The following is a 22595-nucleotide window of genomic DNA, read 5'->3' on the forward strand; positions in this document are numbered from 1 at the left end:
ACAGTCGGTTTTTCCGAACAAAATCAAGGGGCTGCGAGAAATCGCAGCCCCTTTTTTGCGTAGCAGAATGGTAGCAGTTTTCTGGAAACGTTGACGTTTCGGGTTCTCGGAAATAGCAAGTTCGTAGCAGTCAGGGCATCTTTTGGGAGCTGACGATGGCACGAAGCTTCAAGACACAGCTCGCAGGGCAGATCGGTGAAGCTCTCGTCGTGGCAGAGCTAGGACGCAGGGGAATCGTCGCAACGGCGTTCGCTGGCAATGTGCCTGACATTGATCTTCTCGCATACAAGGACGGGCAAACGTGCGCGCTTCAAGTGAAGGCATGGCGCAATGGCTCTGTCAGCTTCGATGCGACGCGTTATCTCAACATCGATATCAGCAATGACATTCAGTCGGTTACGGGATTGAATGACGAGCTTGACCCTGACCTTGTCTTCGTTTTCGTGATGATCGGAGAGAAGCTCGGAGATGATCGCTTCTTCCTGCTTTCACAGCGCAATCTTCAGTTATTGATGGAGCAGGGATACACATCGTTTCTCGCGAAGCACGATGGCAAACGTCCACGAAACGCGCAAACAACCCACAACTCAGTCACGCTTGAGCAGCTTGCACGGTTTGAAGACGACTGGGCTTTGATCGAGAAAAGGTTCTGTTAGATGGCTTATTATGAGAATAAGGTCGAACATCTCGATGGGGATCTGGTTCTCTAACGCGGTCTTCGTGAAAGAGATCGCTGAGGTGAAGCCTGTTTTGGAGACGCTACGAGTAGCAGCACAAAACGGAGAACTGGATTCTGCTATTGAAATGACGCTTAGCAAACTGAGAAATAGGAAGAATTGACTTTTCAGCGCATTAGGCCAGAAATAGCAGATTGGTAGCAAAATAAATTCAGTGTCTCATAATACACTGATATTATATAATAATTTAGAGAGTTCGATTAGCAAAGCGCTAATTTCGCTCCGGCTGGCAGTTCTCGAAGCGTTAAACCGCTTCCAGACGCGAAACACAAAGGGCGGCCCCGCAAGGGAGCCGCCCTTTTGTTTTGCAGCGCTGCCGCGCGTCAGCGTTGCAGCAACATGATCCCCCAGGCGAGACCGCTGCCCGAAAGAAAGATTGGCCACGACCAATACAGCTTGGCCTCGGCCACCGGCACCAGATGAATCGCCAGCGGGCCAGCGCTCACCCCCTGAGACCCGATCACCAGCGCGATCGTTGCAGATAGGATCGCACCCAGCGTCAGCGCTTTGATCATCTCCATCGCACTTACCTTTCGCAATTGAACGGCAAACGGCTTGTCATATCGGCATGAACTGGCAGGCAGGACGCGTTGCGGCGCGGCGGAAACCTGCTGGCGCATTTCACCAACAATTTCTTAACGGCAATACTATGGGAAAGGTTAACGCGCGTCTGAGGGGTTTTCCGCGGCGGCCTCGACCGCTGCCAGACGCAGCTGGGTTTCAATCACTCCGCCAGCTTCGCAAGTAATCTCACGCCACGATGCAGGCGCACCATACCGCAGCCGGGTGGAGAGCGTACCGGTCCCGATCATGCGGGCGCTATGCCCGCCACGCGCGCGCTGCTGATCAAACGGCACGTGCACGTGGCCCGAAATGATCGCGTGCGCGCCCGCTGCGGCGATCTGCGCAAAGGCATTATCCCCGCCGATCGTCGGATTTCGGGTCGCGCCTTCCGGCCCCAGCAGCGGGTGATGCGCAATTACGATGATCGTGCGTGGATCGCCTTTCAATGCCGCCAGCGCGGCCAGCGTTGCTTGTAACGCAGCCGGTTTGATCACCCCGTCCGACCACGGAAAGCGGCGCTGCGCCCGCACGGTCGTGCGCAGCGGCACCAACACCACATCAGACGAAGCGAATGCACAGCTTACCGCCTTCTTCAGGCGATTATAGCGCCGAAACGGGTCGGTGAAGCGTTCCCACGGGTTGTAATAGGGCATATCGTGGTTGCCCGGCTCAAGCACCACCGGCACGCCCAGCGCAGCGAACCATTGTTCCGCCCGAGCATATTCGGAATGCTTGGCGCGCTGGGTCAGGTCGCCGGTGCAGATCACCGCATCGGGGCGCTCTGCCGCCACCGCGCGCGCTACGGCATCGAGCGCGGCGGCATCCTCAACCCCGAAATGCACGTCGCTGATATGGAACAAGCGTGTGGTCATCGCGCAGAACCTATACCCGCCCGCTAAGGATTAGCCATGCCGCAACGGCGTTGAACACGGTGTACCCGCCATAGGCCCAGGCGAACCCCGGCCAGCCTTCGACCGACAGTAGCAGCGCGAAAAACAGCACCACAAATTCGGTTATCAAAGCGGTGCGGCGGCCCAGCATCTGGCTCGACCGCGGCAAGCGCGCGAACAGCGGGTGCCCGCTGTCAAACACCGCGCGATTAAGCGCGAAATTGGCGATCCCCAGCACAAAGATGACAATGGTCGCGGCTCCCATGCCCGCCAATATGGCGATGCGCTGGTCGATTGGAAACCGCCATTTGTCCGGCTTTTCGCGCGATTGGTCATTTGGCGCTGCGCCGGTCGGATCGGTGGAGCGGGTTTATCGAAGCATGAATGTGCGCGCACATGAAGCGGCGTATCAAAGGTGTCAGCAGGGTGTCTGGCAAACCCCGTATCGGGGCCCCGCCCCACCCCAGACCCACTGCAATTGGAGGATGACCATGATGAAACCCCTTACCCAAGCTATCGCCGCATTCGGCCTGATCGGCACCGCGCTCAGCCCCGCCTATGCTGGCGAGCCTGAAAGGATGACGGTGAAAATCGAATTGGCCGACATCAATCTGAACACGCCCGAAGGCCAGCGCGTCCTCGACCGCCGGATTGAGGCAGCGGCGCGCACGGTTTGCCAGGTTAATAGCCCGCAAACCGGAACGCGTATCATCAACAACGACGCACGCGCCTGCATCGTCAAAGCGCGCGCCGAAGTGCGCCAGCACGCCGCAAAGCTCGCCAGAGATCAGCAACGCGGCGGCTGAACCGCGCTTGCGATCCCGCGCCGCAAGCTGCACGGCGCAGGTAATACGGCCCGAACCCTAAACCGGGTTCGGGCCGCCGTTTTACGATTGAAATCAGCGCCCCGCCATCGCCTTGACCCGGCCTAAATACGTCCGCCCGATCCTCAGCGCATCGCCATTGACCAGTTCCGCCGACCACACGCCCAGCCCATCGTGCCGCAACCCGCGGATATTGTCGCGCCTCAGGATGGTGGAGCGGTGGATGCGGATGAATTGTTCAGGATCGAGCCGTTCTTCCAGCCCCGCGATGGTTTGCAGCAGCAGATAGGATCGCTGCGCCTCCGGCCCGCCGACGTGCAGCCGCACATAATCGCGTTCGGCATCGATCTGATGCACTTCGCTGACCGCGATCCGCAGCAGCTCTGACCGATGCGGCACCCACAATTCATCAAGAAACTGGCTGGCGCGCTGACGGCGTTGCCCGCGCCGCGCCACCGCGCGTTCGATCGCACGTTCAAGCCGGTCGGCGGAAACCGGCTTGAGCACGTAATCCACCGCCTCCAGATCGAAGGCTTCCACCGCAAAGTGATCATGCGCTGTAACGAAGATCACTACCGGGGCCTGATCCTGTTCGGCAAGGCATTTGGCAACCCCCAGCCCATCGAGTTCGGGCATGGTCATGTCGAGCAGCACCAGATCAGGGCTGAGTTTCTCCGCCAGTCGCAACGCTGCCGCGCCATCGCTGGCGGTGCCAACCACGCGCACTGCGGGAATTTCGGCGCATATCACCTGCACCCGCTCCACCGCGAGCGGTTCATCATCGACTATCAGCGTGCGCAGAGGGGAATCGTCGCTGTCAGTATCAGGCATGGTGGTCCATCGGGCGGTTCAGCGGTTGCGAAAGGGGAATGCGGATTTCGGTGCGGTAGCCACCTGGCACCGGGCCCGATGTAAAGCCGATATCAGGGCCAAACCGCGCCTCCAGCCGATCACGGACATTGACAAGGCCAATGCCGAGCCCATGGCTGCCGCCTTGCGGCACGCCGGGGCCATCGTCGCTGACGGTGATCACCAGCTGATCAAGCTCCGCGCGCGCGGCCAGCGTGATCGTTACCCGTCGCGAAACCGGCGACACTGCATATTTGACCGAATTTTCGACCAGCGGTTGAAGGATCATTCCCGGCACGCGCGCTTCTTCAAGATCGGCGGGCAGATCGAACACCGTCACCAGACGCGTCGGGAAGCGCACTGCCTCGATATCGAGATAGAGCTTCTGCAGGTCGAATTCGTCCTTCAACGCAACATCGGCGGTGGGTTCCGTGGCAAGGCTGTGGCGATAGAAACGGCTGATCGTCTGGATCATCCGCTCGGCCCGTTCCGCCTTGCCGGTCATCACCAATGCCGACAGTGAATTCAACGTGTTGAACAGGAAATGTGGATTGACCTGATAGCGCAGCGATCGCAGTTCAGCCGCCTTGGCGGCGGTGCGGAACTGTTCTTCGCGCCACTGCGAAGCACGCGCTTGCACCCCTGCAAGCAGCGCGAAATAAGTCGCCGCCCAGGCCAGCAGCAGGAAGTACCGCCCCAATGCAATGTCGAGCAGCTTGCGCCAGAAATCGGCATAGGTTTCCGCTCGCGCGATGATCACTGCTTCGGAATCGACCACATCCTTGTCGTCCTGCTGCGCGCCCTCTGAGTCAGGCCCAGCCGGGCCAACCCGGCGAACCGGCACGTCGACCAGCAAATTTCCGCTTTCATCGCGCCGCAGGTTGATGTTGTATTTCTGCGCATAGGCCTGTTCCTGCGCGGCCTCCATGTCCTTGAACACGAAGTAATTGACCTGCCCGATCCCGATTGCGACCGGCAGCGCCAGCGCGATCGCGGCGGAAATCTTGATCCACAGCGGTTTGCTGTCGAACAGGCGCAGCAACAGCCACAGCACGAGGGTGAACGCCACTCCGATCGCCGTAACCAGCATCCGCCGCCAGCCGAGTTCGAACTGGAGGCCAAAATCCATCACCATCGCGCGGAAAGTGGTGAGGACGAAATAGGTCACCCACAGCACCACCATCGAAAACAGCACCGTGCGGAATGGCACGGTGGCCGATGGCGGGGCGAGGCTCGCTTCGCTGTGTCGGGACATCAACATTATGCCAAAGAGCGATAACGCCCCCGAACGGCAAGCGCCACTATGCGCGGCGCTTGTCGTCGGGCGGGGTCAGGCCTTGGTCGAATGGATGCGCGCCGGTCACGCCCGAGGGCGAATCATCTCCGCCGGCACCACCCATTGCGCGAATTGTTCTTCGGTCAGCAGCCCCAGCGCCAGCGCCGCCGCCTTCAGTGTGGTGCCTTCGGCGTGGGCTTTCTTGGCGATTTTGGCTGCGTTGTCATAACCGATATGCGGGTTGAGCGCGGTCACCAGCATCAGGCTTTCATTGAGCAACTGGTTGATCCGATCCTCGTTCGCTTCGATCCCGACAACGCAATTATCGGTGAAGGCGTGGCTCGCATCGCCCAGCAGCTTGATCGATTGCAGCACGTTGTAGATCATCACCGGCTTGAACACGTTGAGTTCCAGGTGCCCGTGCGTGCCCGCCACCGTCACCGTCATATGGTTGCCGATCACCTGCGCAGCCACCATCGTCATCGCTTCGCACTGGGTCGGGTTGACCTTGCCCGGCATGATTGACGACCCCGGTTCATTGGCGGGCAGGCTGAGTTCGCCAAGGCCCGAACGCGGGCCGGAGCCGAGCAGGCGGATGTCATTGGCAATTTTCATCAGGCTGACCGCAAGCACATTGAGCGCGCCCGAAATCTCCACCATCGCATCATGCGCGGCCAAGGCTTCAAACTTGTTGGGGGCGGTGACGAACGGATGGCCGGTTTCAGCCGCGACCTGAGCGGCAAACTCTTCGGCAAAGCCAACCTTGGCGTTGATCCCGGTGCCCACCGCCGTTCCGCCCTGCGCCAGTTCGAGCACGCGCGGCAATGTCGCTTCGACGCGGGCGATGCCGTATTCGATCTGCTTGGCATAACCGGAAAATTCCTGCCCCAGCGTCATCGGAGTGGCATCCTGCAAGTGCGTGCGGCCGATCTTGACGATATCGGCGAAGGCCTTGGCCTTGGCGTCAAGCGCACCGTGCAGCTTCTTTAGCGCCGGGATCAGGTGTTCGATCGCCTCGCTCGCCGCAGCGATATGCATCGCGGTGGGAAAGGTGTCGTTCGACGACTGGCCCATGTTGCAGTGATCATTGGGGTGCACCGGATCCTTGCCCCCCATTTTGCCGGTAAGTATCTGATTGGCGCGGCTGGCGATCACTTCGTTGGCGTTCATGTTCGACTGGGTGCCCGATCCGGTCTGCCACACCACCAGCGGGAACTGATCAGCCAGCGTCCCATCAATCACTTCGCGCGCTGCGGCGACAATCGCTTCGCCAAGCCGGGTATCGAGCACGCCAAGCGCCATATTGGCCTTGGCCGCCGAGAGTTTTTGCAGGCCGAGCGCGCGGACCAAGGCCGGCGGCATCCGTTCGCCGCCGATGGGGAAGTTGACGATACTGCGCTGGGTCTGCGCGCCCCAGTGAACATGCGCCGGGACCGCTACTTCGCCCAGCGAATCGGTTTCGATCCGCACATTGTCGTCTCTGCTCGTCATGTCACTCATCGAAGCCATCCCTGCTTAAGTCGAATACAGTCCCGAAGGTCTGCGCGCTCCCCTAAGCACTGTCCGCTTGCGAGGTCAAAGGCCTTGGAACACTGGCGCGGCAAGTCTAAAGGCGCGTCAGAATATAATCGGCCGCAGCAAGGCTTGACGGACTGTGTTGTGCGTATAATACAGCTTGCCGGAGTAAAGATGAGCGACATGACCACCACCTTACACCATGCGCCAAGCGCGACCGCGCGTCGGGCGATGATTGACAGCCAGCTGCGCACCAGCGGCGTCAACGAGGAATATGTGCTGGCGCGGATGCTGGCTGTCCCGCGTGAAGACTTCCTGCCAGCCGACAAGGCATCGGTAGCCTATATTGACCGGGCCGTGGCGCTTGGCGAAGGCGGGCACCTTGCTGCGCCGCTGTTTTATGGCAAACTGCTGGTCGAAGCCGCGCCTGCGCGCGATGACCGGGTGCTGGTGGTGGACGGCGGCACCGACTACCTGCCCACGCTGCTGCGCCCGTTGGTAGCGGAATTGACCGCCATCAGCGCCGCCGACGCCGCGACCAACGCGGCTGCCACCGGGGTTGGGGGCACCTATTCGCTGATCGTGATCGATGGCGCAATTGAACAATTGCCCGATACGCTGGCGGCGCTGCTGGCCGAAAATGGCCGCATCGTCACCGGCCTTGTGCTGCGGCAGGTTACGCGGCTGGCGTCGGGCCGCAAGGTCGGGGGGCGGGTCAACCTTCAACCGATCGAGGATCTCGGCATTCCGGTGCTGCGCGCCTTTGCTGCGCCCAAGGGTTGGACCTTCGCGTGACCGAAATGACTGCCGTTCTGCTGCGGCTGACCGGGTCGGCAAGCCTGCTGGCACTAACCGGTCTGGCCGCGCCCGCGCAGGCCGATACTTTGCGCGATGCGCTGGCGGCGGCCTATGATAACAACCCGACACTCGAAAGCGCCCGCGCCAATCTACGCGCTACCGATGAAGGTGTGCCAATCCAGCGTGCGCAGGGGCTGCCATCTGCCGACCTCACGGCCACCCATATTGAGTTTGTCCGCCGATCAGCCAACTCCTTTACCGCGCCCGAACGGAACCTTGGTGTCAATGCCCAGCTTTTGGTTCCGGTCTATTCTGGCGGCGCAATCCGCAACGGCATCAACGCCGCCAAACAGCGGATCGACGCCGGGCAGGCCGATCTGCGCAATACCGAGGCGACCGTCTTCAGCCAGGTGGTCGCGGCCTATATGGATGTACTGCGGACCGAGGCGCTGGCCGCGCTCTCCGCCAATAATGTTGCGGTGCTGCGCACCAATCTTGAAGCCACAAGTGATCGGTTCCAGATTGGTGACGTCACCATCACCGATGTCGCACAGTCGCGTTCGCGGTTGGCGGTGGCCGAAGGCGATTTTCAACAAGCCGAAGCCAACCTGATTTCCGCGCGCGAAACCTATGCGCGGCTGGTTGGCCGCGCGCCGGGCGAGCTGGAGGCCCCGCCGCCACTGCCCGGCCTGCCCGACGCGGTGGGTGAGGCAATCGTCACCGCGCTCGAAAACAACCCCAACCTGATCGCCGCCAAACAGCGCGCCGAAGCCGCCGGGTTCGATACCAAGGTGGCTGGCGCTGGCCGCCTGCCCACCATCAGCATGTTCGCAAACGTCGATTACACCAATTTTTTCGGAACCTTGGGCGGGCCAGTCGCTGCCAATTTTCTGCAAAATGAAACAACCGCCAATGCCGGGGTGCGGCTGACCATCCCGGTGTTTCAGGGCGGGCTGCCCGCCGCGCGCCAACGCCAGGCCGGAGCACGCGAATCCGCCGCGCTGGAAGACGTGATCGCATCAGAACGGCAGGTCATTGCCGAAGCCCGTTCCACCTTTTCCAACTGGCAGGCGGCCAACGCCGTGATCCGCAGCTCTCAGGCCGCGGTCGACGCCGCTGAACTCAGCCTCGAAGGCGTGCGCGCGGAAAATTCGATTGGCAATCGCACTATCCTTGATGTGCTCAATGCCGAACAGGAATTGCTCAACGCGCGCGCGCAATTGGTGACCGCGCGGCGCAATGCCTATGTCGCCGGGTTCAATCTGCTGGCGCTGATGGGCCGCGCCGAAGCGCGCGATCTCAACCTTGATACCAGCGGCGTGATGTATGACCCCACGATCAACGCCAAGCGGGTGAATACCAAGTACTGGGATTGGGATCGTGACCCCGAACCGAGAGCGAAATCGACCAGCACCGTTGACATTCCTGCCGCTGACGCAATGATCGGGCCGCAATTGCTGCCCGGCGAGTGATTGCTTTCCCGATTCGGGACAGGTCGGGCGCGTGGAAATGGGGCATATGATGGCGCAAGATGGCGAAGCTTCGGTCGAGGAAATCCTCGAATCGATCAAGAAAGTGATCGCACGCGACAATCGCACCGGAGCGATCGAAGCACGCCGCCGGCTTGAACATGAATCTGATCAGGCTGCGGCTGAAAGCACCGAATCGGAGCGCCCACACATCGTGCGCGACGAGGACGAAGTGCTCGATCTGGCGGAGATGGAGTGCCTGCCCGAAGCAGCGGCGAAAACCACTGGCGAAACCGAAGATGCACCTCTGATCGCGTCAACAGTGCGTGACGCGATGCAGGAAAACCTTGCCGCGCTGGCGATGCTGGCCGAACCGGGCGCGCGGCCGCAGATCGTCCGGTCGGGCGAAACCTCCTTGGAAGGGTTGACCCGCGAATTGCTGCGCCCGATGCTGGCCGAATGGCTGGAGGCGAACCTGCCCGCGATGGTAGAAAAGCTGGTGCAGGCGGAAATCGCCCGGATCGTCGGCAAACGTCCGTAAGTTCTGGCGCCGCGCGGCGTGGCGGGCTAATCCCGCGCTCATGAGACATTTTACTGTAGCCGGCGCGTTGATCGCCGCCGCGCTGATCGCCTCGCCGCTTGCTGCACAAGACGGGCAGCCTGCCGCTCCGATGAGCGCGCATGACCTTGTCACCATGCCGCGTCTGGGCGCGCCCACGGTGAACGCGGCGGGCACGCTGGCGGTTTATGGCGTGACCACCACCGATCCGGAAAGCCTGGCGCGCAGCACTGCGTTTTTTCTTCTGGATCTCGGCACACCGGGGGCTGCACCGGTCGCGCTCGATTTCGGGCTGAAAGCCTCGTCCCCCGCGTTTGGGCCGGACGGGCAGCTCTATTTCCTCAGCAGCGCAGCCCCGCAAGATGGGGCCGAAGCGCGCAGCCGCGTGTGGCGCATCGCCATTGGCAAGGATGGCCGCAGCAGCGCGGCGCAAGTGGTGGCGGATTTCCCCGGCGCTGACATCGCCGGGTTCAAACTCGCCCCCAACGGCAAGGCCATCGCGATGTGGGCCGCAATCCCGCGCGATTGTCCGCAGTTCGGCTGCCCGGATGCCAAGCCAAAACACCTGCCCGGCCCCGGAACCGGACGCCTGTATGATGGCGCAGATGGATTTGTGCGCCACTGGGATCAGTGGGAGACTCCCGGCGTCCACAACCGCGTGTTCGTCTTCCCGATCGAAGGCGGCAAAGCGGTGGGTGACGGCGCGCCGGTTGACGGGCGCGATCCCGCCACCGGCCTCACTGCCGACACCCCGACCATGCCGTTCGGCGGCGGCGAAGAAATCGCCTTTGCGCCCGATGGCAGCGCGCTCTATTTCACCGCGCGGGTGGCTGATGGGGCCGAACCGACGTCGACCAATCTCGATATCTACATATCCGACCTGTCGGGTGCCGCCCCGATCCTGCTCACCGCAGGCAATGCCGCAACCGACACCACCCCCGCCCCATCGCCCGATGGTCGCTACCTCGCATGGCTGGCAATGGAACGCCCGACCTATGAGGCGGACAAGCTGGCGGTGCAGTTGCTCGATCTCAAGACCGGAAAGCTGCGCAATCTGACCGCGAAGACCGACCTCAGCTTTGGCTCACTGACGTGGAGCGCGGATGGCAAGACGCTGATCGCCACCGCGCAAAAGGTGCTTGATACCCCGGCCTTCCGCATTGATCCAAACACAGGCTCGGTGACCGAGCTTAATCTGATGGCGGGGAACGAGGCGCATATCGCCAACCTCACCCCGCTGCCCGGCGGGCGGATATTGTTCACCCGTGATTCGCTGGGCAATCCGGCGGAACTCTACCTGTCGGACGGAATGGCGCAGGCCCGCCCGCTGACCGATGTGGCCACCACCCGGATGGGCGGGATGGCCAGTATCGTCACCCGCCGGTTCAGCTTTGCGGGCGCTGGCGGCGATACGGTGTGGGGGCAGATCACGCGGCTGGCCGATCAGGACGGGCCGATCCCGGTGATTCTTTATATCCACGGCGGGCCGCAGGGCAGCTTCAACGATGGCTGGTCAACCCGCTGGAACCCGCGCGTGGTCGCCAGCCAAGGCTATGCGGTGATCTCGGTCGATTTTCACGGCAGCACCGGATACGGGCAGGCCTTTACCGATGCGATCAACCGCGATTGGGGCGGCAAACCGCTGGAAGACCTGCAAAAAGGCCTTGGCGCCGCATTGGCGCTCGACCCGCAGATCGACGGCACCCGCGCCTGCGCCATGGGGGCGAGTTACGGCGGATACATGGTCAACTGGATCGCCGGTCAATGGCCCGAGCGGTTCAAGTGCCTCGTCCAGCATGATGGCCTGTTCGATATGCGCAGTTTCTACTATTCCACCGAGGAATTGTGGTTCCCGCGCTGGGATTTCGGCGGCTCCTATGAACAGGCGCGCGATGTTTACGAAAAGTGGAACCCGGCAAACCACGTCGACAAGTGGCAAACCCCGATGCTGGTGGTGACGGGTGAGCAGGATTTCCGTGTGCCTTACACTCAAGGGCTGCAAAGCTTCACCGCCTTGCAGGAGCGCGGGATTCCGTCGCAATTGCTGGTGTTCCCGGATGAAAACCACTGGGTGCTCAGCCCCAAAAACTCGCTGCAATGGCACAATACCGTATTCGCGTGGTTGAATCGCTGGTTGCAGACGGAGCCTGAGGCGGACGAATGAACCGCAAGGAACTGCTGTCCGCCCAGACATCGCTGGCCAAGCATTACGGCGACCCGGCCAAGGGCACCGCCATCACCCGCCACATCATGCTGTGCGCGCTATCGGACAAGCAGAACTGCTGTTCGCGCGAAGCAGGCGAGGAAAGCTGGCAGTTCCTGAAAGCTCGGCTGAAGGAGCGCGGCCTCGTCGGCCCGAAACGGGGCGATGACAGCCCGCGCGGGCCGGGCGGTGGGGTGCAGCGCAGCAAGGTCGATTGCCTGCAAATCTGCGCCGCGGGCCCGGTTGCGGTCGTGTGGCCTGACGGGGTGTGGTATCATTCATGCAGCCCGGCAGCGCTCGACCGGATCATCGAGGAACATCTTGTCGGCGGCGTGCCGGTGGAAGAGTTTAGGCTGCTGCCGCCTTCCTAATCATCCTTGGGCGACCAGAATTCGTCGGACGAAGGCAGCTTATTATCGACCGATTCGTCATGCCCGGTGCCGTTGGACAGGAACACCAGCCCCATCAATGCGCCGCCCAGCAGCATCGTCAGGCTGATCCCCATCGCCACAGCAATGTAAAAATGCACGGAAATCATTCCGTTATACGCAAACAGAATGGCTATCGCGATCCCCACGGTTAACGTGGTGGCGGCCATCAGCCACTTCATGATCTGGCGATAACGTGCCCAAGCATGGGCGGCGTTCACAGGGTCATCAAGCGGAGATTTGCGGGTCATGGCCTGCGACATGGCGCGCACTTTGCCGCAATGCAACGCGAAAGCACGCAACCGGCGGTTCATGTCGTGCAACGCCCCGCCTGCGCAGATTCGCCTTTTCGCGGCAAACATGGCACTTTCACAGGTGAGAGGGAGGGAATCGGTCCATGACTATCGCCAGAATCATTGCCCAACGCGCATCTTCCGACATTATTGCCTGCGACGTGTCCACCTTGGTGGCCGAAGCAGTCGAAATCCTTGCCACCCGGCGGATCGGCGCACTGCCGGTGCTGCGCGATGGCAAGGTGGCGGGCATCGTGTCCGAACGCGACGTGATCTATCGCCTCGCCGAACACGGCGACGCGTGCCTTGGGCTGCCGGTTGAAAAAATCATGACCTCGCCCGCTATCACGGTCGAACCTGCGACGACTATAGACGATGCGCTGGCGATGATGACCCGTCGCCGGTTTAGGCATTTCCCGGTGGTCGAAGCTGGCGCACTGGTTGGCTTCATCTCGATCGGCGACCTTGTGAAGCACAAGATCGACGAAGTGCAACACGAAGCCGAGGCGCTGCGCACCTATATTCAATCGGCGTGAAGGCTTGAGGAACCAGCCTGCGCACCTTAGATCACTGTCATGACCGCACAGCCGCTAACCCTCACCCCCGCCGCCGCCAAGCGGATCGCGTGGATCGCTGACAAGCAATCACGCCCGGCGATCCTGCGGCTATCGGTCGAAGGCGGGGGGTGTTCGGGCTTTCAATACAAATTCGACCTCGCCGATGCGCCCGACAGCGACGACAGCGTGAGCGAAACCGACGGGGTGCAGCTGGTGGTTGACCCCATGAGCCTTGATTTGATCGCTGGCAGCGTGGTCGATTTCGTCGAATCGCTCGGCGGCGCAGCATTCAAGGTTGAAAACCCGCAGGCCGCTGCCGGGTGCGGGTGCGGTTCGAGTTTCGGGATTTGAGTTAGACCCGCGCGCAGCTTTGGGGCATCACGGCCCGCATGAAAATCGCCACCTACAACATCAACGGGATCAAGGCGCGGCTGCCGCGTCTTACCGAATGGCTCGCCGAAACGCGCCCCAGCGTTGCCTGCCTGCAGGAAATCAAATCGCAGGACGAAGGCGTCCCCGCCGCCGAGATCGAGGCGCTGGGTTACACAGCGATCTGGCACGGGCAGAAAGCCTTCAACGGGGTCGCGATTCTGGTGGATGCGCAGGCCGGATACACAATCACCGAAGTGCAACGCGGTCTGGGAGTTGATGGCCCCAAAGACGGCGAGGGCGAACAGGCGCGCTATCTTGAAGCCGATGTCAGCGGAGTGCGCATCGCCTGTCTCTATCTGCCCAACGGCAACCCGCATCCGGGGCCGAAATTCGATTACAAGCTGGCATGGATGGAAGCCCTGCGCGCGCGCATGGCCGCGATCTGGGCCGAGGAAGTGCCCGCCGTGGTGACGGGCGATTTCAACGTCATTCCGGAAGACAATGACACTTGGTCGGTCAAGGCGATGCAGGACGATGCGTTGATGCAGCCTGAATCGCGTGCTGCCTATGCGCGGATGCTTGGCGATGGCTGGTGCGATGCGGTGCGCACACTGAACCCGCGCGGCGGGGTGTGGACCTATTGGGATTATCAGGCGGGCGCGTGGCAACGCGACCACGGCTTCCGCATCGATCACATCCTGCTGTCACCCGAATGCGCCGACCGGCTGGAGGCCGTCGGCGTCGACAAGGATCACCGCGGCCGCGAAAAAGCCAGCGATCATGCGCCTGTTTGGGTAAAGTTGCGGGGGGATTAAGCCCCGCAACCTACTATCTCACCGATAGAAAATATGCGTGTCGATCTGCGCCAACCGCGTCTTGCGGTGGCTCCAGCTGGGGCGGACATATTTGGCGTGGAAGAACACCGCGTCGCCCGCTTCGGATTCCCACAGGCCCTTGTCGGCGATTTCAGCAATCGCCACCGCGCGTGACCATGCCGTGGTTCCGGTGCGGATCGCAGGCATCCGGCTACCGCGCATGAAGGAAAACTGCCCCGGCTGCGCCACCACGCCGCAATAGCTGCGCGGGAAGCGGTTGTCTTCGGAACGGTTGATGATCACCTGCGCCACCGCCAATTGCCCGGCCAGGGGTTCACCGCGCGCTTCGAAATAGACCGCGCCGGCGAGGCAGCGCATCTCTTCGGTCAAAGCGGTGTCGGCATCAACCATGCCAACCAGATCAGCGAGCGAACCGGCTTCGGTCAGCACGGCCTGGGCAGGCGCGGCGGAAAGTGGCTGGACCACTTCCTGCGAAACAAAGGTGATGGGTTGGTCTGGCACCAGCTCGACAGCGTCAACCACTGGGGTTGGTGTGAACTGGTTATTGGCCGACTGGGCCAGCGCGAGGGCGTCATTGCCGCTCGGAAACATCGAGGTTGCAACCGCCACAGCGGCAATCGCGATAATTGAAACACTCTTGCGAGTCATGCAAACTACAAATTGGGCGGTGAGCGCGCTCCGACGCAGGCGGGAACCTTGCTTCAATCATCGCTGATTGTGGTGGGTTCGAAAAAGCCTGCCGGCCGCCCCCCGTCTGCGTGCTGACCGGACAGCCGAAATGCCGCCCCATCAGCCTGCGCTGGGAAGTGCGGCGGCAAATAGGCTCAAAGGGTCAGGGGTCAAGTTAATCGGGCAAATTCGCGATGAAGCGTTCAGGATCAGCGATATTAACCTCGATTAACCACAAATCGTCATCTTGTTGTCGCCTGCGATCAAGATAGTCGGAAAATTCTCGCTTGTTTTCAGCGTTTTCTCGTTTCGTCGCAACAAAAGAACGTGAATCGTCCAGCCCCGGCATTCTTTCGTAAAGCACTGCCCCAGCACCGCGACACAGGGTTACAATCAGGATCGTGCCGGCATCACGTTCACCCTTGGCGAGCACCGTGGCATAGCCGCCTTGCGATTCGGCAAGCCGGATAATCGCACTGGCCTCAAGATGGGCGGGCAGCCGGGCGCTCATTCCATGGCCCCGGCAGCCCCATCCGCCGCGTAGCCGGGCAGGCTCGACAAGGCCATGCGCGAACGCATGAAGGTGCCCGTGCCGCGCCCGATTTCATCGCCCTCCCCGTCCACCAGCCGCGCTTCGGCCACGAATACCCGCCGCTTGCCCGTAACCCAGCGCCCTTCGGCGATCACCGTCCCGACGCGCACCGGCTTGGTAAAGTGGAGGTTGAAGCTGGTGGTCAGCAAAAATCGGTCGGTCGCCAGCGTGTTTGCGGCATAGAAGGCCGCATCATCGAGCATCTTGAAATAGATCGTCCCGTGCGCCGCCCCCGCCGCGTGGTAATCTTCAGGCGTCACGGTAAAGCGCAACTGCGACAATCCCTCACCCGGAATGTGCAGTGATGAAGCAAACTTGCGGTTGATCGGGGCCGAGGCATAAAGCCGTTCAAGCGCCCGGTAATGCTGCTGAGCCCCCGTGTCCGGCCCAGTCGTGAGAGGTTGGTCGGGACGTTCGGGCATCACGTGTTCTATCGGATCAGGCGGCATCGCGCAGGAATTGGTTGGTCAGCAGCGCATAGACCGCTTCGGTCGTGGGCGCATCGGCCATCATCTGCAGCATCGTTTCATCGCGTGTCAGCCGCGAAATCGCCGCCAGCGCGTGCAGATGCGTAGCCCCGGCATTCTCGGGCGAGACAAGGCCGCACACCAGGGCAACCGGAAGCGCATCGGCAGCAGCGTAATCGATCGGCGCCTCCAGCCGGATCAGCGCCAGTGACGGGCGGCGGATAGTCTTGCTGCGGCAATGCGGGATCGCCACACCGCGCCCGAAGCCGGTGCTGCCAAGTGCCTCACGCGCTTCGAGGCCTTCGAGCACTTCGCCCACATCGAGCCCGTAGGCGTCGGCGAGCAGATGCGCGATCTTCGAAAGCACCTTGGGCTTGCTATCAAGCCGAGCAAACGCAATCGCTTGCGGTGAAAGAGCCAGATTGACGTCCATGTTGTTGCGAATCCCGATTGAAAGTGCCTGCAAGTAGCGAATATCCGCCGCAGCGCAGGCGCTCCTGCTACCGCCGCCTGCGCAGTTGGAAAATCGCCTTTTCCCTTACGGCAAGCGCGTATCGCACTGCTATTTCGGCTCAACCCATCCGATCGAGCCATCGGCGCGGCGGTAAACCATATTATGCCGCCCGGTGCCAGCATTTTTGAAAAACAGCGCGGGGGTATGGCGCAAATCCATCATCATCACCGCGTCGGCAACGCTGGCGGTGGGGATGTCGACCCGGGTTTCAGCAATCACCAGCGGGGCATCGGCAGTAACCTCATCCTCGACATCCTCCTCAACCGCGAAGATGGTATAGGCGGCGTCATCTTCGGCGCGCGAATAGCTGGTCTGTTCGTGGCGATCGGTCAGGCGGCGCTTGTAGCGGCGCAGCTGCTTGTCGATCTTGGCCACGGCATCATCCAGCGCGATATGCGCATCGGGCGCTGATCCTTGTGCTTTCAGGATCAGGCCCTGCATCACATGGGTGACGATATCGCAGGTAAAGGCTCCGGCGGGGGCTTTGCCAAAGGTGATGTGGGAGGATAGCGCGCGGTCGAAATATTTCTCGACGATTGCGCCCAACCGTTCAGCCGCGTGTTCCTGCAACGCGGTGCCGGTTTCCATCTGGTGGCCTGAAATCCGAATATCCATGGTCGTGTAGACCTCCCGTTTGTGATGCGGTTACTGTAAACTATCGCGGCCCGCACGCGCCGATCAGCGCGTCCAGATCGCCTTGTCGATTCCGGCAATGAAGGCGCGGTGGCGTTCCAGCTCCTCCGGGCTGGCAACATGGGGGCGAGGTTCGCGCCGAGGGCGGTCGCTGGTCGGGCGATGCCATGATGCATTGGGGGGCGCATTGGGGGTATTGGTGGCGGCAGGCCCCGCGCGGTTTTCGCTGCCCGTCAGGCCCAGCCCGATCTGCCGCCCGCCATTCAATTCAACATAGACCTGCGCGAGCAATTCGGCATCGAGCAGCGCGCCGTGTTTGACCCGGTGGCTGCGATCAATCCCGTAACGCGTGCACAGCGCATCGAGTGACAATTTAGCACCCGGGTGCCGCTTGCGCGCGATCGCCACGGTGTCGATCATGCGTTCAAGGCTGATCGGGGCGCGACCAGTGATTTCAAGCTCGTTGTTGAGGAACCCGAAATCGAACCCGGCATTATGCGCCACCAGCGGCGCATCACCCAGAAAGGCAAGCAATTCGTCCGCTACTTCGGCAAAGCGCGGCTTGGTTGCGAGGAATGCGGCGCTGAGGCCGTGAACCCGCTCTGCCTCCGGCGGCATATCGCGATCAGGGTTAAAGAAGGCGTGAAAGGTGCTGCCGGTTTCGACCCGGCCAACCATTTCGATGCAGCCGATTTCCACCATGCGATCCCCGGTCTTGGGGTCGAGTCCGGTGGTTTCGGTGTCGAAAATGATTTCCCGCATTGGCGGCACTATCCTCCCATGCCGCGCCGGTTGCAAGGGGTGCTTGCAATCAAAGTGACGCAATCAGAGCCGTCACCTGCGCGCGGGTGTTTTCGGGCGTGGTGCCGGTATCGATTACGTGATCGGCGCGCGTGCGCTTGTGCGTATCATGCAGTTGCAGGTTGAAAATGTGATCGAATTTCTGCTTGGTCATGCCGGGGCGGGCAAGCACGCGGGCGCGCTGCACATCCTCCGGCGCGGACACGACGACGATGATGTCCACCGCCTCATGCCCGCCGCGTTCGAACAAGAGCGGGATGTCAAACACCACGGCGGGCTTATCGTGATGCTGTTCGAGAAACGCTGCGCGCCGCTCCGCCACCGCCGGGTGGACGATGGCTTCCAATCGCGCGAGCGCATCCTTGTCAGCAAACACCTGATGGCCAAGCCGGTCACGATCGACCCCGTCCGGCCCGGTCGATCCGGGGAAGGCGGCTTCGATGGCGGGGACCAGTTCGCCGCCGCGCCCCTGCATCGCGCGCACTTCGGCATCGGCGTCAAACACGGGGATTCCTGCGTCTGCAAACATCGCGGCGACGGTCGATTTGCCCATCCCGATTGATCCGGTGAGGCCGATGATTTTCGGGCGGTTCATTGGGTAAGGATCCGGCGCAATTCGGCGTCGTGTTCACGCGGGGGCGCTTCGCCGAAGAAGCGTTCGAACGCGGCCGCCGCCTGACCAATCAGCATCGACAGCCCGTCAATGGTGCGATGGCCCTTCGCCCGCGCGCCTTGCAGTAACGCGGTATCGAGCGGCGCGGTGACGATGTCATAGGCAATGCTGCCCGGCGGGGCATGGCTCCAGTCGAAGGCGAGCGGGGGTTGCCCCTGCATTCCCAAGGATGAGGCATTGATCACCAGATCAAGGCAGGCCTCACGATCGTCAAAGGCGAAATCGGTCGGGTCGGTAAAGTGGGCGATGTCGATGGCGTGATGCTCCCCCTTGGGCGCGAGTTCATCGAGCAGCGCGCGCGCCTTATCCGGATCGCGCCCGGCCACCACCAGCGTGAACCCGTGGCCCGCCAGCGCGGTGATGATCGCCCGCGCCGCGCCGCCGGTGCCGATGATCCGCGCCATGCGGAAATAATGCGTCTGCGCCAGATCGGCGGCGAGGGGTTCGAGAAACCCTGCTGCATCGGTGTTGGTGCCCGTTAGACCGCTCTTGCCCAGCGGTAGAATGGTGTTGACCGCGCCAATCGCATCGGCAGGCGGCTCCACACTGTAAAGCAGCGGCATCACCGCCTGTTTGTGCGGCATGGTGACATTGCACCCGCGCCACAACGGATCCCCCTGACGCGCGGCGAAGTAATCCGCCAGCTCCCCAGGCCGCACGTGGCAGGCGCGGTATTCAGCATCGATCCCCAGCTTGCCGAGCCAGAAATTGTGGATCGCGGGCGATTTCGACTGCGCAATCGGATCGCCGATCACCTCTGCATATGCGCGGGTCATGCCAGCAGCACCCCCGCCTCGCGCAGCGCGCCCAGCAGCGGCAGCAGCGGCATGCCGAGCACGGTGAACTGATCGCCCTCGATGCTGTCGAACAATTGCACTCCCGGCCCTTCAATCCGAAAGGCTCCGACGGTGTGGCGAATCGCGGGCCATTCGAGGCTGAGATAATACGCGATGAAATCCTCTGACAATGCGCGCACATGCAGCCGTGCGATGCTCGCATGGCTCCATTCGCACCCCCCATCGCGCACCAAGGCAGCCGCGCTGTGCAATTCCATCACCCGCCCCGAAAAGAACCGCAGATGTTCAGCGGCTTCTTCAACCGAACGCGGCTTATCAAACCGGCGGCCCCCTGCCACCACCAGCGAATCGCTCCCCAGCACCAACGTGCCGGGATGCTGCGCAGCGACAGCCGCCGCCTTGGCAACACTCAGCGCCTCTGCCACTTCGCCGGGGGTGGCGCCCGCCAGCCCCGCCTCAACGCCGCGCTCATCGAGATCGGCAGGGACTGCCTCATACGCCACCCCCGCCGCATCGAGCATCGCCCGGCGCGAGGCGGATTTGCTAGCGAGGATCAGGCGTGCCGGATCGCTCATATCGGTTGGCCCACCCCGCCTTCGCTGGCAGGCTTGCGCCCGCGTTCCTGCGCCAACCGGATGATCGCGGCCGCGGTTTCCTCGATCGAGCGGCGGGTAACGTCGATCACCGGCCAGCCATTATCGCCAAACATCCGCCGGGCAAATTGCAGCTCGGCTTTCACCCGGTCATTATCAACATAAGCCGTCTCGGTCGCCTCGTTCAGCGATAACAGCCGGTTGCGACGGATCTGCACCAGCCGTTCGGGCGAGGTCGTCAACCCCACCACCAAGGGGTGCCGCAGCCGGTAGAGTTCTGAAGGCGGCGGGCTTTCCACCACCAGCGGGATATTGGCGACCTTGTACCCGCGATTGGCGAGATAGATGCTGGTCGGGGTCTTGGAGGAACGCGAGACGCCCACCAGCAGGATATCGGCTTGCTCCCAATCCTCATGCGCCAGGCCATCATCATGCGCGATGGTGAACTGGATCGCCTCAACCCGCTTGAAATAGGTTTCATCCATCATGTGCTGGCGGCCCGGACGGCCATGGGCTTCCTGTCCCAACTGCGCTTCGAGCGCGGCGGTCACCTGATCGAGCACCGGCACCGCGGGCAGGCCCAGATGGCGGCAATGCTCCTCCAGCCGCTTGCGGGTTTCAGGATTGACCAGCGTAAACAGCACCAGACCGGGATGCGCGGCAAGATCGGGGACGATCCGGTCAAGATGCTGGAGCGAGCGCACCATTGGCCAGAAATGGCGATTGACCATCGGATCATCGAACTGCGCCAGCGCCGCCTTGGCAATCATTTCCAGCGTTTCACCGGTTGAATCCGATACCAGATGCAGATTGAGTCGGTTCATGACGATTCGCGCTCGCAGGCAGTCAGGGGCTGTGGATAGACCATGGCATAAACCACGGGAGGGGAAGGCTAACAAGCGGGGGAGCAATTTTCCTGCCCACTAGCAGGCTTTTTGTCGGGGTGTTTGTCGACATGGGACAAGTGTTGTGAACAGGCTGGCAAGTGTGGGGATAAAGGCTGCTTGACGTCTCATCTCTGCGGATTCGGCAAGGGGTAATTGGGTTGATGCCTGCTGGGGGTAAGCACAAAAGGGCTGGTAATTCCCGGTTTCCACAGGGCCAACAACCTCCATCAATCCTTTTATAAATTGATTTGTTTTGTTTAAAGGAACCCTATGCCTGGTCCATTGCTCGATACGCTCAAAGGTGTCCGTCAGGACGTTGCCCCCGTCTGGCTGATGCGTCAGGCCGGGCGCTATCTACCTGAATATCGGGAACTTCGAGCGGAAAAGGGCGGGTTTCTCGAACTGGTTTACGACAGCGAAGCGGCGGCTGAAATCACCGTGCAGCCGATCCGGCGGTTCGGGTTTGATGGCGCGATCCTGTTTTCCGATATCCTGATTGTGCCGCACGCCATGGGGCAGGGGCTGACCTTTGCCGCTGGCGAAGGGCCGCATCTGGCGCCGACGCTGCTCGAAGCGGGGCTAGACTCATTCACTCCGGCGTTTGAACGGTTCGATCCGGTGTATGAAACCGTGCGCCGCACCCGCGCGATGATCGGGCCGGATGTTACCATGCTTGGCTTTGCGGGCAGCCCGTGGACAGTCGCGACCTACATGATCGCTGGCGAAGGGTCGAAGGATCAAGGCGCCGCACGGCTGCTGGCTTACCGTGATCCGGCGCATCTGCAGGCGATCATCGATGCGATTATCGCGGTGTCAGTCACCTATCTGCGCGGCCAGATCGATGCTGGGGCCGAAGCGGTGCAGCTGTTCGATAGCTGGGCGGGCAGCCTTGCCCCCGATCAGTTTGAAAAGTGGGTGATCGCGCCCAATGCCGCAATCACCGCGCAGCTCAAGCAATCGCACCCCGGCACCCCGGTGATCGGATTTCCCAAGGGTGCTGGCGCGAAATTGCCAGCCTATGCCCGCGAAACGGGTGTGGACGCTGTGGGTCTGGACGAAACCCTCGATCCCGCTTGGGCGCACGCCAGCTTGCCTGCGGGCATGCCAGTGCAGGGCAATCTTGACCCGTTGCTGCTCGAAGCTGGCGGCCCGGCTGTGGCGCAGCGGGTGCGTACGATCATCGCGGCATTTGAGGATCGCCCGCACATCTTCAACCTTGGCCACGGGATCGGGCAATTCACTCCGATCGCCCACGTCGAACAATTGCTTGCCGCCCTGAGAGGCGAGGTGAGGAGCTAACCCATGCAAAGCGTGCTGCTATCGATTTACCCCTTCCTCAAGGCCGGGCACGTGATTTTCATGGTGTTCTGGCTGGCGGGGCTGTTCATGCTGCCGCGCCAGTGCATTTACATGCTCGATCACGCGCCGGGATCCGAAGGGGAGGCCAAGTGGGCGACCCGGATGGGCAAGCTGCGCAAAATCATCCTCACCCCCAGCTTGATCATCGTTTGGGTGCTGGGGTTGAGCATGGCCTATGCAGGCGGCCATTTCGCGTTCGGATGGCTCCATGCCAAGCTGCTGCTGGTGTTGCTGCTGACCGGCTATCACGGCTGGCTGGTGGGGCAGACCAAAATGATGGCGCTGGGGCAACGTCCACTGACAGAAGCCCGCTTGCGCATGATTGGTGAAGTGCCAGGGTTGCTGCTGGTGCTGATCGCGGTGCTGGTTTACGTGCGACCGTTCTGACCCTGCAAAGCGCGCATTTTTCGCGATTGACCTTGCGCGCTGGCGCTCCTATT

General features: G+C 61.8%; 29 protein-coding genes. 12 read left to right on the plus strand and 17 right to left on the minus strand.

The window, feature by feature from the left end:
- Positions 1-155 precede the first annotated feature (155 nt).
- Positions 156-656: a PDDEXK-like family protein gene (locus ABIE62_RS10900; protein WP_354325970.1), complete on the plus strand. Its 501-nt coding sequence runs from the start codon at positions 156-158 to the stop codon at positions 654-656.
- 404 nt (positions 657-1060) lie between these two features.
- On the opposite strand, the gene ABIE62_RS10905 is transcribed toward ABIE62_RS10900, so the two are convergent.
- The 3 genes from ABIE62_RS10905 to ABIE62_RS10915 all read right to left on the minus strand — a co-directional run bounded on the left by ABIE62_RS10905 (position 1061) and on the right by ABIE62_RS10915 (position 2456).
- The gene (locus ABIE62_RS10905) at positions 1061-1258 is read right to left on the minus strand and encodes a hypothetical protein (protein ID WP_354325972.1); all 198 of its coding nucleotides are present in this window, start codon (positions 1256-1258) and stop codon (positions 1061-1063) included.
- A gap of 138 nt (positions 1259-1396) precedes the next feature.
- Positions 1397-2173 carry a metallophosphoesterase family protein gene (locus ABIE62_RS10910; protein ID WP_354325973.1) on the minus strand — a complete coding sequence of 259 codons (777 nt, stop codon included), beginning with the start codon at positions 2171-2173 and terminating at the stop codon, positions 1397-1399.
- A gap of 10 nt (positions 2174-2183) precedes the next feature.
- Positions 2184-2456, minus strand: a complete 273-nt coding sequence (locus ABIE62_RS10915) for a hypothetical protein (RefSeq protein WP_354325975.1) — start codon at positions 2454-2456, stop codon at positions 2184-2186.
- A gap of 226 nt (positions 2457-2682) precedes the next feature.
- On the opposite strand from ABIE62_RS10915, the gene ABIE62_RS10920 reads away from it, so the two are divergent.
- Complete coding sequence (locus tag ABIE62_RS10920) at positions 2683-2997, plus strand: UrcA family protein (protein ID WP_354325976.1); 315 nt, start codon at positions 2683-2685, stop codon at positions 2995-2997.
- Positions 2998-3090: 93 nt separating this feature from the next.
- Here the strand turns inward: ABIE62_RS10920 and ABIE62_RS10925 are convergent, their stop codons facing one another.
- The 3 genes from ABIE62_RS10925 to fumC all read right to left on the minus strand — a co-directional run bounded on the left by ABIE62_RS10925 (position 3091) and on the right by fumC (position 6640).
- Positions 3091-3846: a LytR/AlgR family response regulator transcription factor gene (locus ABIE62_RS10925; RefSeq protein ID WP_354325977.1), complete on the minus strand. Its 756-nt coding sequence runs from the start codon at positions 3844-3846 to the stop codon at positions 3091-3093.
- Positions 3839-5119 (minus strand): sensor histidine kinase, encoded by a 1281-nt coding sequence (locus ABIE62_RS10930; RefSeq protein ID WP_354325979.1) that lies wholly within the window; start codon positions 5117-5119, stop codon positions 3839-3841. Before ABIE62_RS10930 ends, ABIE62_RS10925 begins: the two co-directional genes overlap by 8 nt.
- Positions 5120-5224: 105 nt before the next feature.
- Entirely contained in the window at positions 5225-6640 is a 1416-nt protein-coding gene (fumC, locus tag ABIE62_RS10935) for a class II fumarate hydratase (protein WP_354325980.1), read from the minus strand.
- Positions 6641-6838: 198 nt separating this feature from the next.
- Here fumC and ABIE62_RS10940 point away from each other — a divergent pair, with 198 nt between their 5' ends.
- Genes ABIE62_RS10940 through ABIE62_RS10960 form a run of 5 tightly spaced genes read left to right on the plus strand, consistent with a single transcriptional unit; the run spans position 6839 to position 12055 of the window.
- The gene (locus ABIE62_RS10940; protein WP_354325981.1) at positions 6839-7450 is read left to right on the plus strand and encodes a protein-L-isoaspartate O-methyltransferase family protein; all 612 of its coding nucleotides are present in this window, start codon (positions 6839-6841) and stop codon (positions 7448-7450) included.
- A gap of 5 nt (positions 7451-7455) precedes the next feature.
- Positions 7456-8925: a TolC family outer membrane protein gene (locus ABIE62_RS10945; RefSeq protein ID WP_354325983.1), complete on the plus strand. Its 1470-nt coding sequence runs from the start codon at positions 7456-7458 to the stop codon at positions 8923-8925.
- 46 nt (positions 8926-8971) lie between these two features.
- Positions 8972-9463 carry a DUF2497 domain-containing protein gene (locus tag ABIE62_RS10950; protein ID WP_502930314.1) on the plus strand — a complete coding sequence of 164 codons (492 nt, stop codon included), beginning with the start codon at positions 8972-8974 and terminating at the stop codon, positions 9461-9463.
- 40 nt (positions 9464-9503) lie between these two features.
- Entirely contained in the window at positions 9504-11645 is a 2142-nt protein-coding gene (locus ABIE62_RS10955; RefSeq protein ID WP_354325985.1) for a S9 family peptidase, read from the plus strand.
- Positions 11642-12055 carry a (2Fe-2S) ferredoxin domain-containing protein gene (locus ABIE62_RS10960; protein WP_354325986.1) on the plus strand — a complete coding sequence of 138 codons (414 nt, stop codon included), beginning with the start codon at positions 11642-11644 and terminating at the stop codon, positions 12053-12055. The genes ABIE62_RS10955 and ABIE62_RS10960 overlap by 4 nt, the downstream gene beginning before the upstream one ends.
- Here ABIE62_RS10960 and ABIE62_RS10965 read toward each other — a convergent pair.
- Positions 12052-12363, minus strand: coding sequence for a hypothetical protein (locus ABIE62_RS10965; protein WP_354325988.1), 312 nt, complete (start codon positions 12361-12363; stop codon positions 12052-12054). The genes ABIE62_RS10960 and ABIE62_RS10965 overlap by 4 nt on opposite strands.
- A 146-nt stretch (positions 12364-12509) precedes the next feature.
- Between ABIE62_RS10965 and ABIE62_RS10970 the strand changes: the two genes are divergently transcribed.
- From ABIE62_RS10970 to xth, 3 genes are read left to right on the plus strand one after another with little or no spacing between them, the layout of a single operon-like run.
- The gene (locus tag ABIE62_RS10970; protein ID WP_354325990.1) at positions 12510-12941 is read left to right on the plus strand and encodes a CBS domain-containing protein; all 432 of its coding nucleotides are present in this window, start codon (positions 12510-12512) and stop codon (positions 12939-12941) included.
- Between the two features lie 39 nt (positions 12942-12980).
- Positions 12981-13313, plus strand: coding sequence for an iron-sulfur cluster insertion protein ErpA (gene erpA, locus ABIE62_RS10975; RefSeq protein ID WP_354325992.1), 333 nt, complete (start codon positions 12981-12983; stop codon positions 13311-13313).
- 38 nt (positions 13314-13351) lie between these two features.
- Positions 13352-14149 carry an exodeoxyribonuclease III gene (gene xth, locus ABIE62_RS10980; protein ID WP_354325994.1) on the plus strand — a complete coding sequence of 266 codons (798 nt, stop codon included), beginning with the start codon at positions 13352-13354 and terminating at the stop codon, positions 14147-14149.
- An 18-nt stretch (positions 14150-14167) separates the two neighbouring features.
- Here xth and ABIE62_RS10985 read toward each other — a convergent pair whose 3' ends face one another.
- From ABIE62_RS10985 to ABIE62_RS11030, 10 genes are all read right to left on the minus strand, one after another.
- Positions 14168-14818: a cell wall hydrolase gene (locus ABIE62_RS10985; protein WP_354325996.1), complete on the minus strand. Its 651-nt coding sequence runs from the start codon at positions 14816-14818 to the stop codon at positions 14168-14170.
- A gap of 196 nt (positions 14819-15014) precedes the next feature.
- Positions 15015-15350, minus strand: coding sequence for a DUF1491 family protein (locus ABIE62_RS10990; RefSeq protein ID WP_354325997.1), 336 nt, complete (start codon positions 15348-15350; stop codon positions 15015-15017).
- Positions 15347-15853, minus strand: a complete 507-nt coding sequence (locus tag ABIE62_RS10995; RefSeq protein ID WP_354325998.1) for a PaaI family thioesterase — start codon at positions 15851-15853, stop codon at positions 15347-15349. Before ABIE62_RS10995 ends, ABIE62_RS10990 begins: the two co-directional genes overlap by 4 nt.
- Before the next feature lie 16 nt (positions 15854-15869).
- Positions 15870-16331 (minus strand): PTS sugar transporter subunit IIA, encoded by a 462-nt coding sequence (locus ABIE62_RS11000; RefSeq protein WP_354326000.1) that lies wholly within the window; start codon positions 16329-16331, stop codon positions 15870-15872.
- Between the two features lie 129 nt (positions 16332-16460).
- On the minus strand, positions 16461-17027 hold the full coding sequence (gene hpf, locus ABIE62_RS11005) for a ribosome hibernation-promoting factor, HPF/YfiA family (protein ID WP_354326002.1): 567 nt from the start codon (positions 17025-17027) through the stop codon (positions 16461-16463).
- Between the two features lie 63 nt (positions 17028-17090).
- On the minus strand, positions 17091-17807 hold the full coding sequence (dnaQ, locus tag ABIE62_RS11010) for a DNA polymerase III subunit epsilon (RefSeq protein ID WP_354326003.1): 717 nt from the start codon (positions 17805-17807) through the stop codon (positions 17091-17093).
- A gap of 49 nt (positions 17808-17856) precedes the next feature.
- The gene (gene coaE / locus ABIE62_RS11015; RefSeq protein WP_354326004.1) at positions 17857-18441 is read right to left on the minus strand and encodes a dephospho-CoA kinase; all 585 of its coding nucleotides are present in this window, start codon (positions 18439-18441) and stop codon (positions 17857-17859) included.
- Positions 18438-19295 (minus strand): shikimate dehydrogenase family protein, encoded by an 858-nt coding sequence (locus tag ABIE62_RS11020; RefSeq protein ID WP_354326005.1) that lies wholly within the window; start codon positions 19293-19295, stop codon positions 18438-18440. The genes coaE and ABIE62_RS11020 overlap by 4 nt, the downstream gene beginning before the upstream one ends.
- Positions 19292-19891: a Maf family protein gene (locus ABIE62_RS11025; protein WP_354326006.1), complete on the minus strand. Its 600-nt coding sequence runs from the start codon at positions 19889-19891 to the stop codon at positions 19292-19294. The genes ABIE62_RS11020 and ABIE62_RS11025 overlap by 4 nt, the downstream gene beginning before the upstream one ends.
- Positions 19888-20733, minus strand: coding sequence for a pyruvate, water dikinase regulatory protein (locus tag ABIE62_RS11030; RefSeq protein WP_354326007.1), 846 nt, complete (start codon positions 20731-20733; stop codon positions 19888-19890). The genes ABIE62_RS11025 and ABIE62_RS11030 overlap by 4 nt, the downstream gene beginning before the upstream one ends.
- Positions 20734-21066: 333 nt before the next feature.
- Between ABIE62_RS11030 and hemE the strand changes: the two genes are divergently transcribed.
- Both hemE and ABIE62_RS11040 read left to right on the plus strand, forming a co-directional pair.
- Positions 21067-22095 (plus strand): uroporphyrinogen decarboxylase, encoded by a 1029-nt coding sequence (hemE, locus tag ABIE62_RS11035; protein ID WP_354326009.1) that lies wholly within the window; start codon positions 21067-21069, stop codon positions 22093-22095.
- Between the two features lie 3 nt (positions 22096-22098).
- Positions 22099-22542 carry a CopD family protein gene (locus ABIE62_RS11040; protein WP_354326011.1) on the plus strand — a complete coding sequence of 148 codons (444 nt, stop codon included), beginning with the start codon at positions 22099-22101 and terminating at the stop codon, positions 22540-22542.
- Positions 22543-22595: the final 53 nt, after the last annotated feature.

The organism is Porphyrobacter sp. MBR-155 (assembly GCF_040547625.1).
Lineage (GTDB): Bacteria > Pseudomonadota > Alphaproteobacteria > Sphingomonadales > Sphingomonadaceae > Erythrobacter.

Coding starts and splice junctions, on each gene's coding strand:
- ABIE62_RS10900 (WP_354325970.1), top strand. CDS start 156: ATGGCACGAAGCTTCAAGACACAGCTCGCAGGGCAGATCGGTGAAGCT.
- ABIE62_RS10905 (WP_354325972.1), bottom strand. CDS start 1,258: ATGGAGATGATCAAAGCGCTGACGCTGGGTGCGATCCTATCTGCAACG.
- ABIE62_RS10910 (WP_354325973.1), bottom strand. CDS start 2,173: ATGACCACACGCTTGTTCCATATCAGCGACGTGCATTTCGGGGTTGAG.
- ABIE62_RS10915 (WP_354325975.1), bottom strand. CDS start 2,456: ATGGGAGCCGCGACCATTGTCATCTTTGTGCTGGGGATCGCCAATTTC.
- ABIE62_RS10920 (WP_354325976.1), top strand. CDS start 2,683: ATGATGAAACCCCTTACCCAAGCTATCGCCGCATTCGGCCTGATCGGC.
- ABIE62_RS10925 (WP_354325977.1), bottom strand. CDS start 3,846: ATGCCTGATACTGACAGCGACGATTCCCCTCTGCGCACGCTGATAGTC.
- ABIE62_RS10930 (WP_354325979.1), bottom strand. CDS start 5,119: ATGTCCCGACACAGCGAAGCGAGCCTCGCCCCGCCATCGGCCACCGTG.
- fumC (WP_354325980.1), bottom strand. CDS start 6,640: ATGAGTGACATGACGAGCAGAGACGACAATGTGCGGATCGAAACCGAT.
- ABIE62_RS10940 (WP_354325981.1), top strand. CDS start 6,839: ATGACCACCACCTTACACCATGCGCCAAGCGCGACCGCGCGTCGGGCG.
- ABIE62_RS10945 (WP_354325983.1), top strand. CDS start 7,456: ATGACTGCCGTTCTGCTGCGGCTGACCGGGTCGGCAAGCCTGCTGGCA.
- ABIE62_RS10950 (WP_502930314.1), top strand. CDS start 8,972: ATGATGGCGCAAGATGGCGAAGCTTCGGTCGAGGAAATCCTCGAATCG.
- ABIE62_RS10955 (WP_354325985.1), top strand. CDS start 9,504: ATGAGACATTTTACTGTAGCCGGCGCGTTGATCGCCGCCGCGCTGATC.
- ABIE62_RS10960 (WP_354325986.1), top strand. CDS start 11,642: ATGAACCGCAAGGAACTGCTGTCCGCCCAGACATCGCTGGCCAAGCAT.
- ABIE62_RS10965 (WP_354325988.1), bottom strand. CDS start 12,363: ATGACCCGCAAATCTCCGCTTGATGACCCTGTGAACGCCGCCCATGCT.
- ABIE62_RS10970 (WP_354325990.1), top strand. CDS start 12,510: ATGACTATCGCCAGAATCATTGCCCAACGCGCATCTTCCGACATTATT.
- erpA (WP_354325992.1), top strand. CDS start 12,981: ATGACCGCACAGCCGCTAACCCTCACCCCCGCCGCCGCCAAGCGGATC.
- xth (WP_354325994.1), top strand. CDS start 13,352: ATGAAAATCGCCACCTACAACATCAACGGGATCAAGGCGCGGCTGCCG.
- ABIE62_RS10985 (WP_354325996.1), bottom strand. CDS start 14,818: ATGACTCGCAAGAGTGTTTCAATTATCGCGATTGCCGCTGTGGCGGTT.
- ABIE62_RS10990 (WP_354325997.1), bottom strand. CDS start 15,350: ATGAGCGCCCGGCTGCCCGCCCATCTTGAGGCCAGTGCGATTATCCGG.
- ABIE62_RS10995 (WP_354325998.1), bottom strand. CDS start 15,853: ATGCCCGAACGTCCCGACCAACCTCTCACGACTGGGCCGGACACGGGG.
- ABIE62_RS11000 (WP_354326000.1), bottom strand. CDS start 16,331: ATGGACGTCAATCTGGCTCTTTCACCGCAAGCGATTGCGTTTGCTCGG.
- hpf (WP_354326002.1), bottom strand. CDS start 17,027: ATGGATATTCGGATTTCAGGCCACCAGATGGAAACCGGCACCGCGTTG.
- dnaQ (WP_354326003.1), bottom strand. CDS start 17,807: ATGCGGGAAATCATTTTCGACACCGAAACCACCGGACTCGACCCCAAG.
- coaE (WP_354326004.1), bottom strand. CDS start 18,441: ATGAACCGCCCGAAAATCATCGGCCTCACCGGATCAATCGGGATGGGC.
- ABIE62_RS11020 (WP_354326005.1), bottom strand. CDS start 19,295: ATGACCCGCGCATATGCAGAGGTGATCGGCGATCCGATTGCGCAGTCG.
- ABIE62_RS11025 (WP_354326006.1), bottom strand. CDS start 19,891: ATGAGCGATCCGGCACGCCTGATCCTCGCTAGCAAATCCGCCTCGCGC.
- ABIE62_RS11030 (WP_354326007.1), bottom strand. CDS start 20,733: ATGAACCGACTCAATCTGCATCTGGTATCGGATTCAACCGGTGAAACG.
- hemE (WP_354326009.1), top strand. CDS start 21,067: ATGCCTGGTCCATTGCTCGATACGCTCAAAGGTGTCCGTCAGGACGTT.
- ABIE62_RS11040 (WP_354326011.1), top strand. CDS start 22,099: ATGCAAAGCGTGCTGCTATCGATTTACCCCTTCCTCAAGGCCGGGCAC.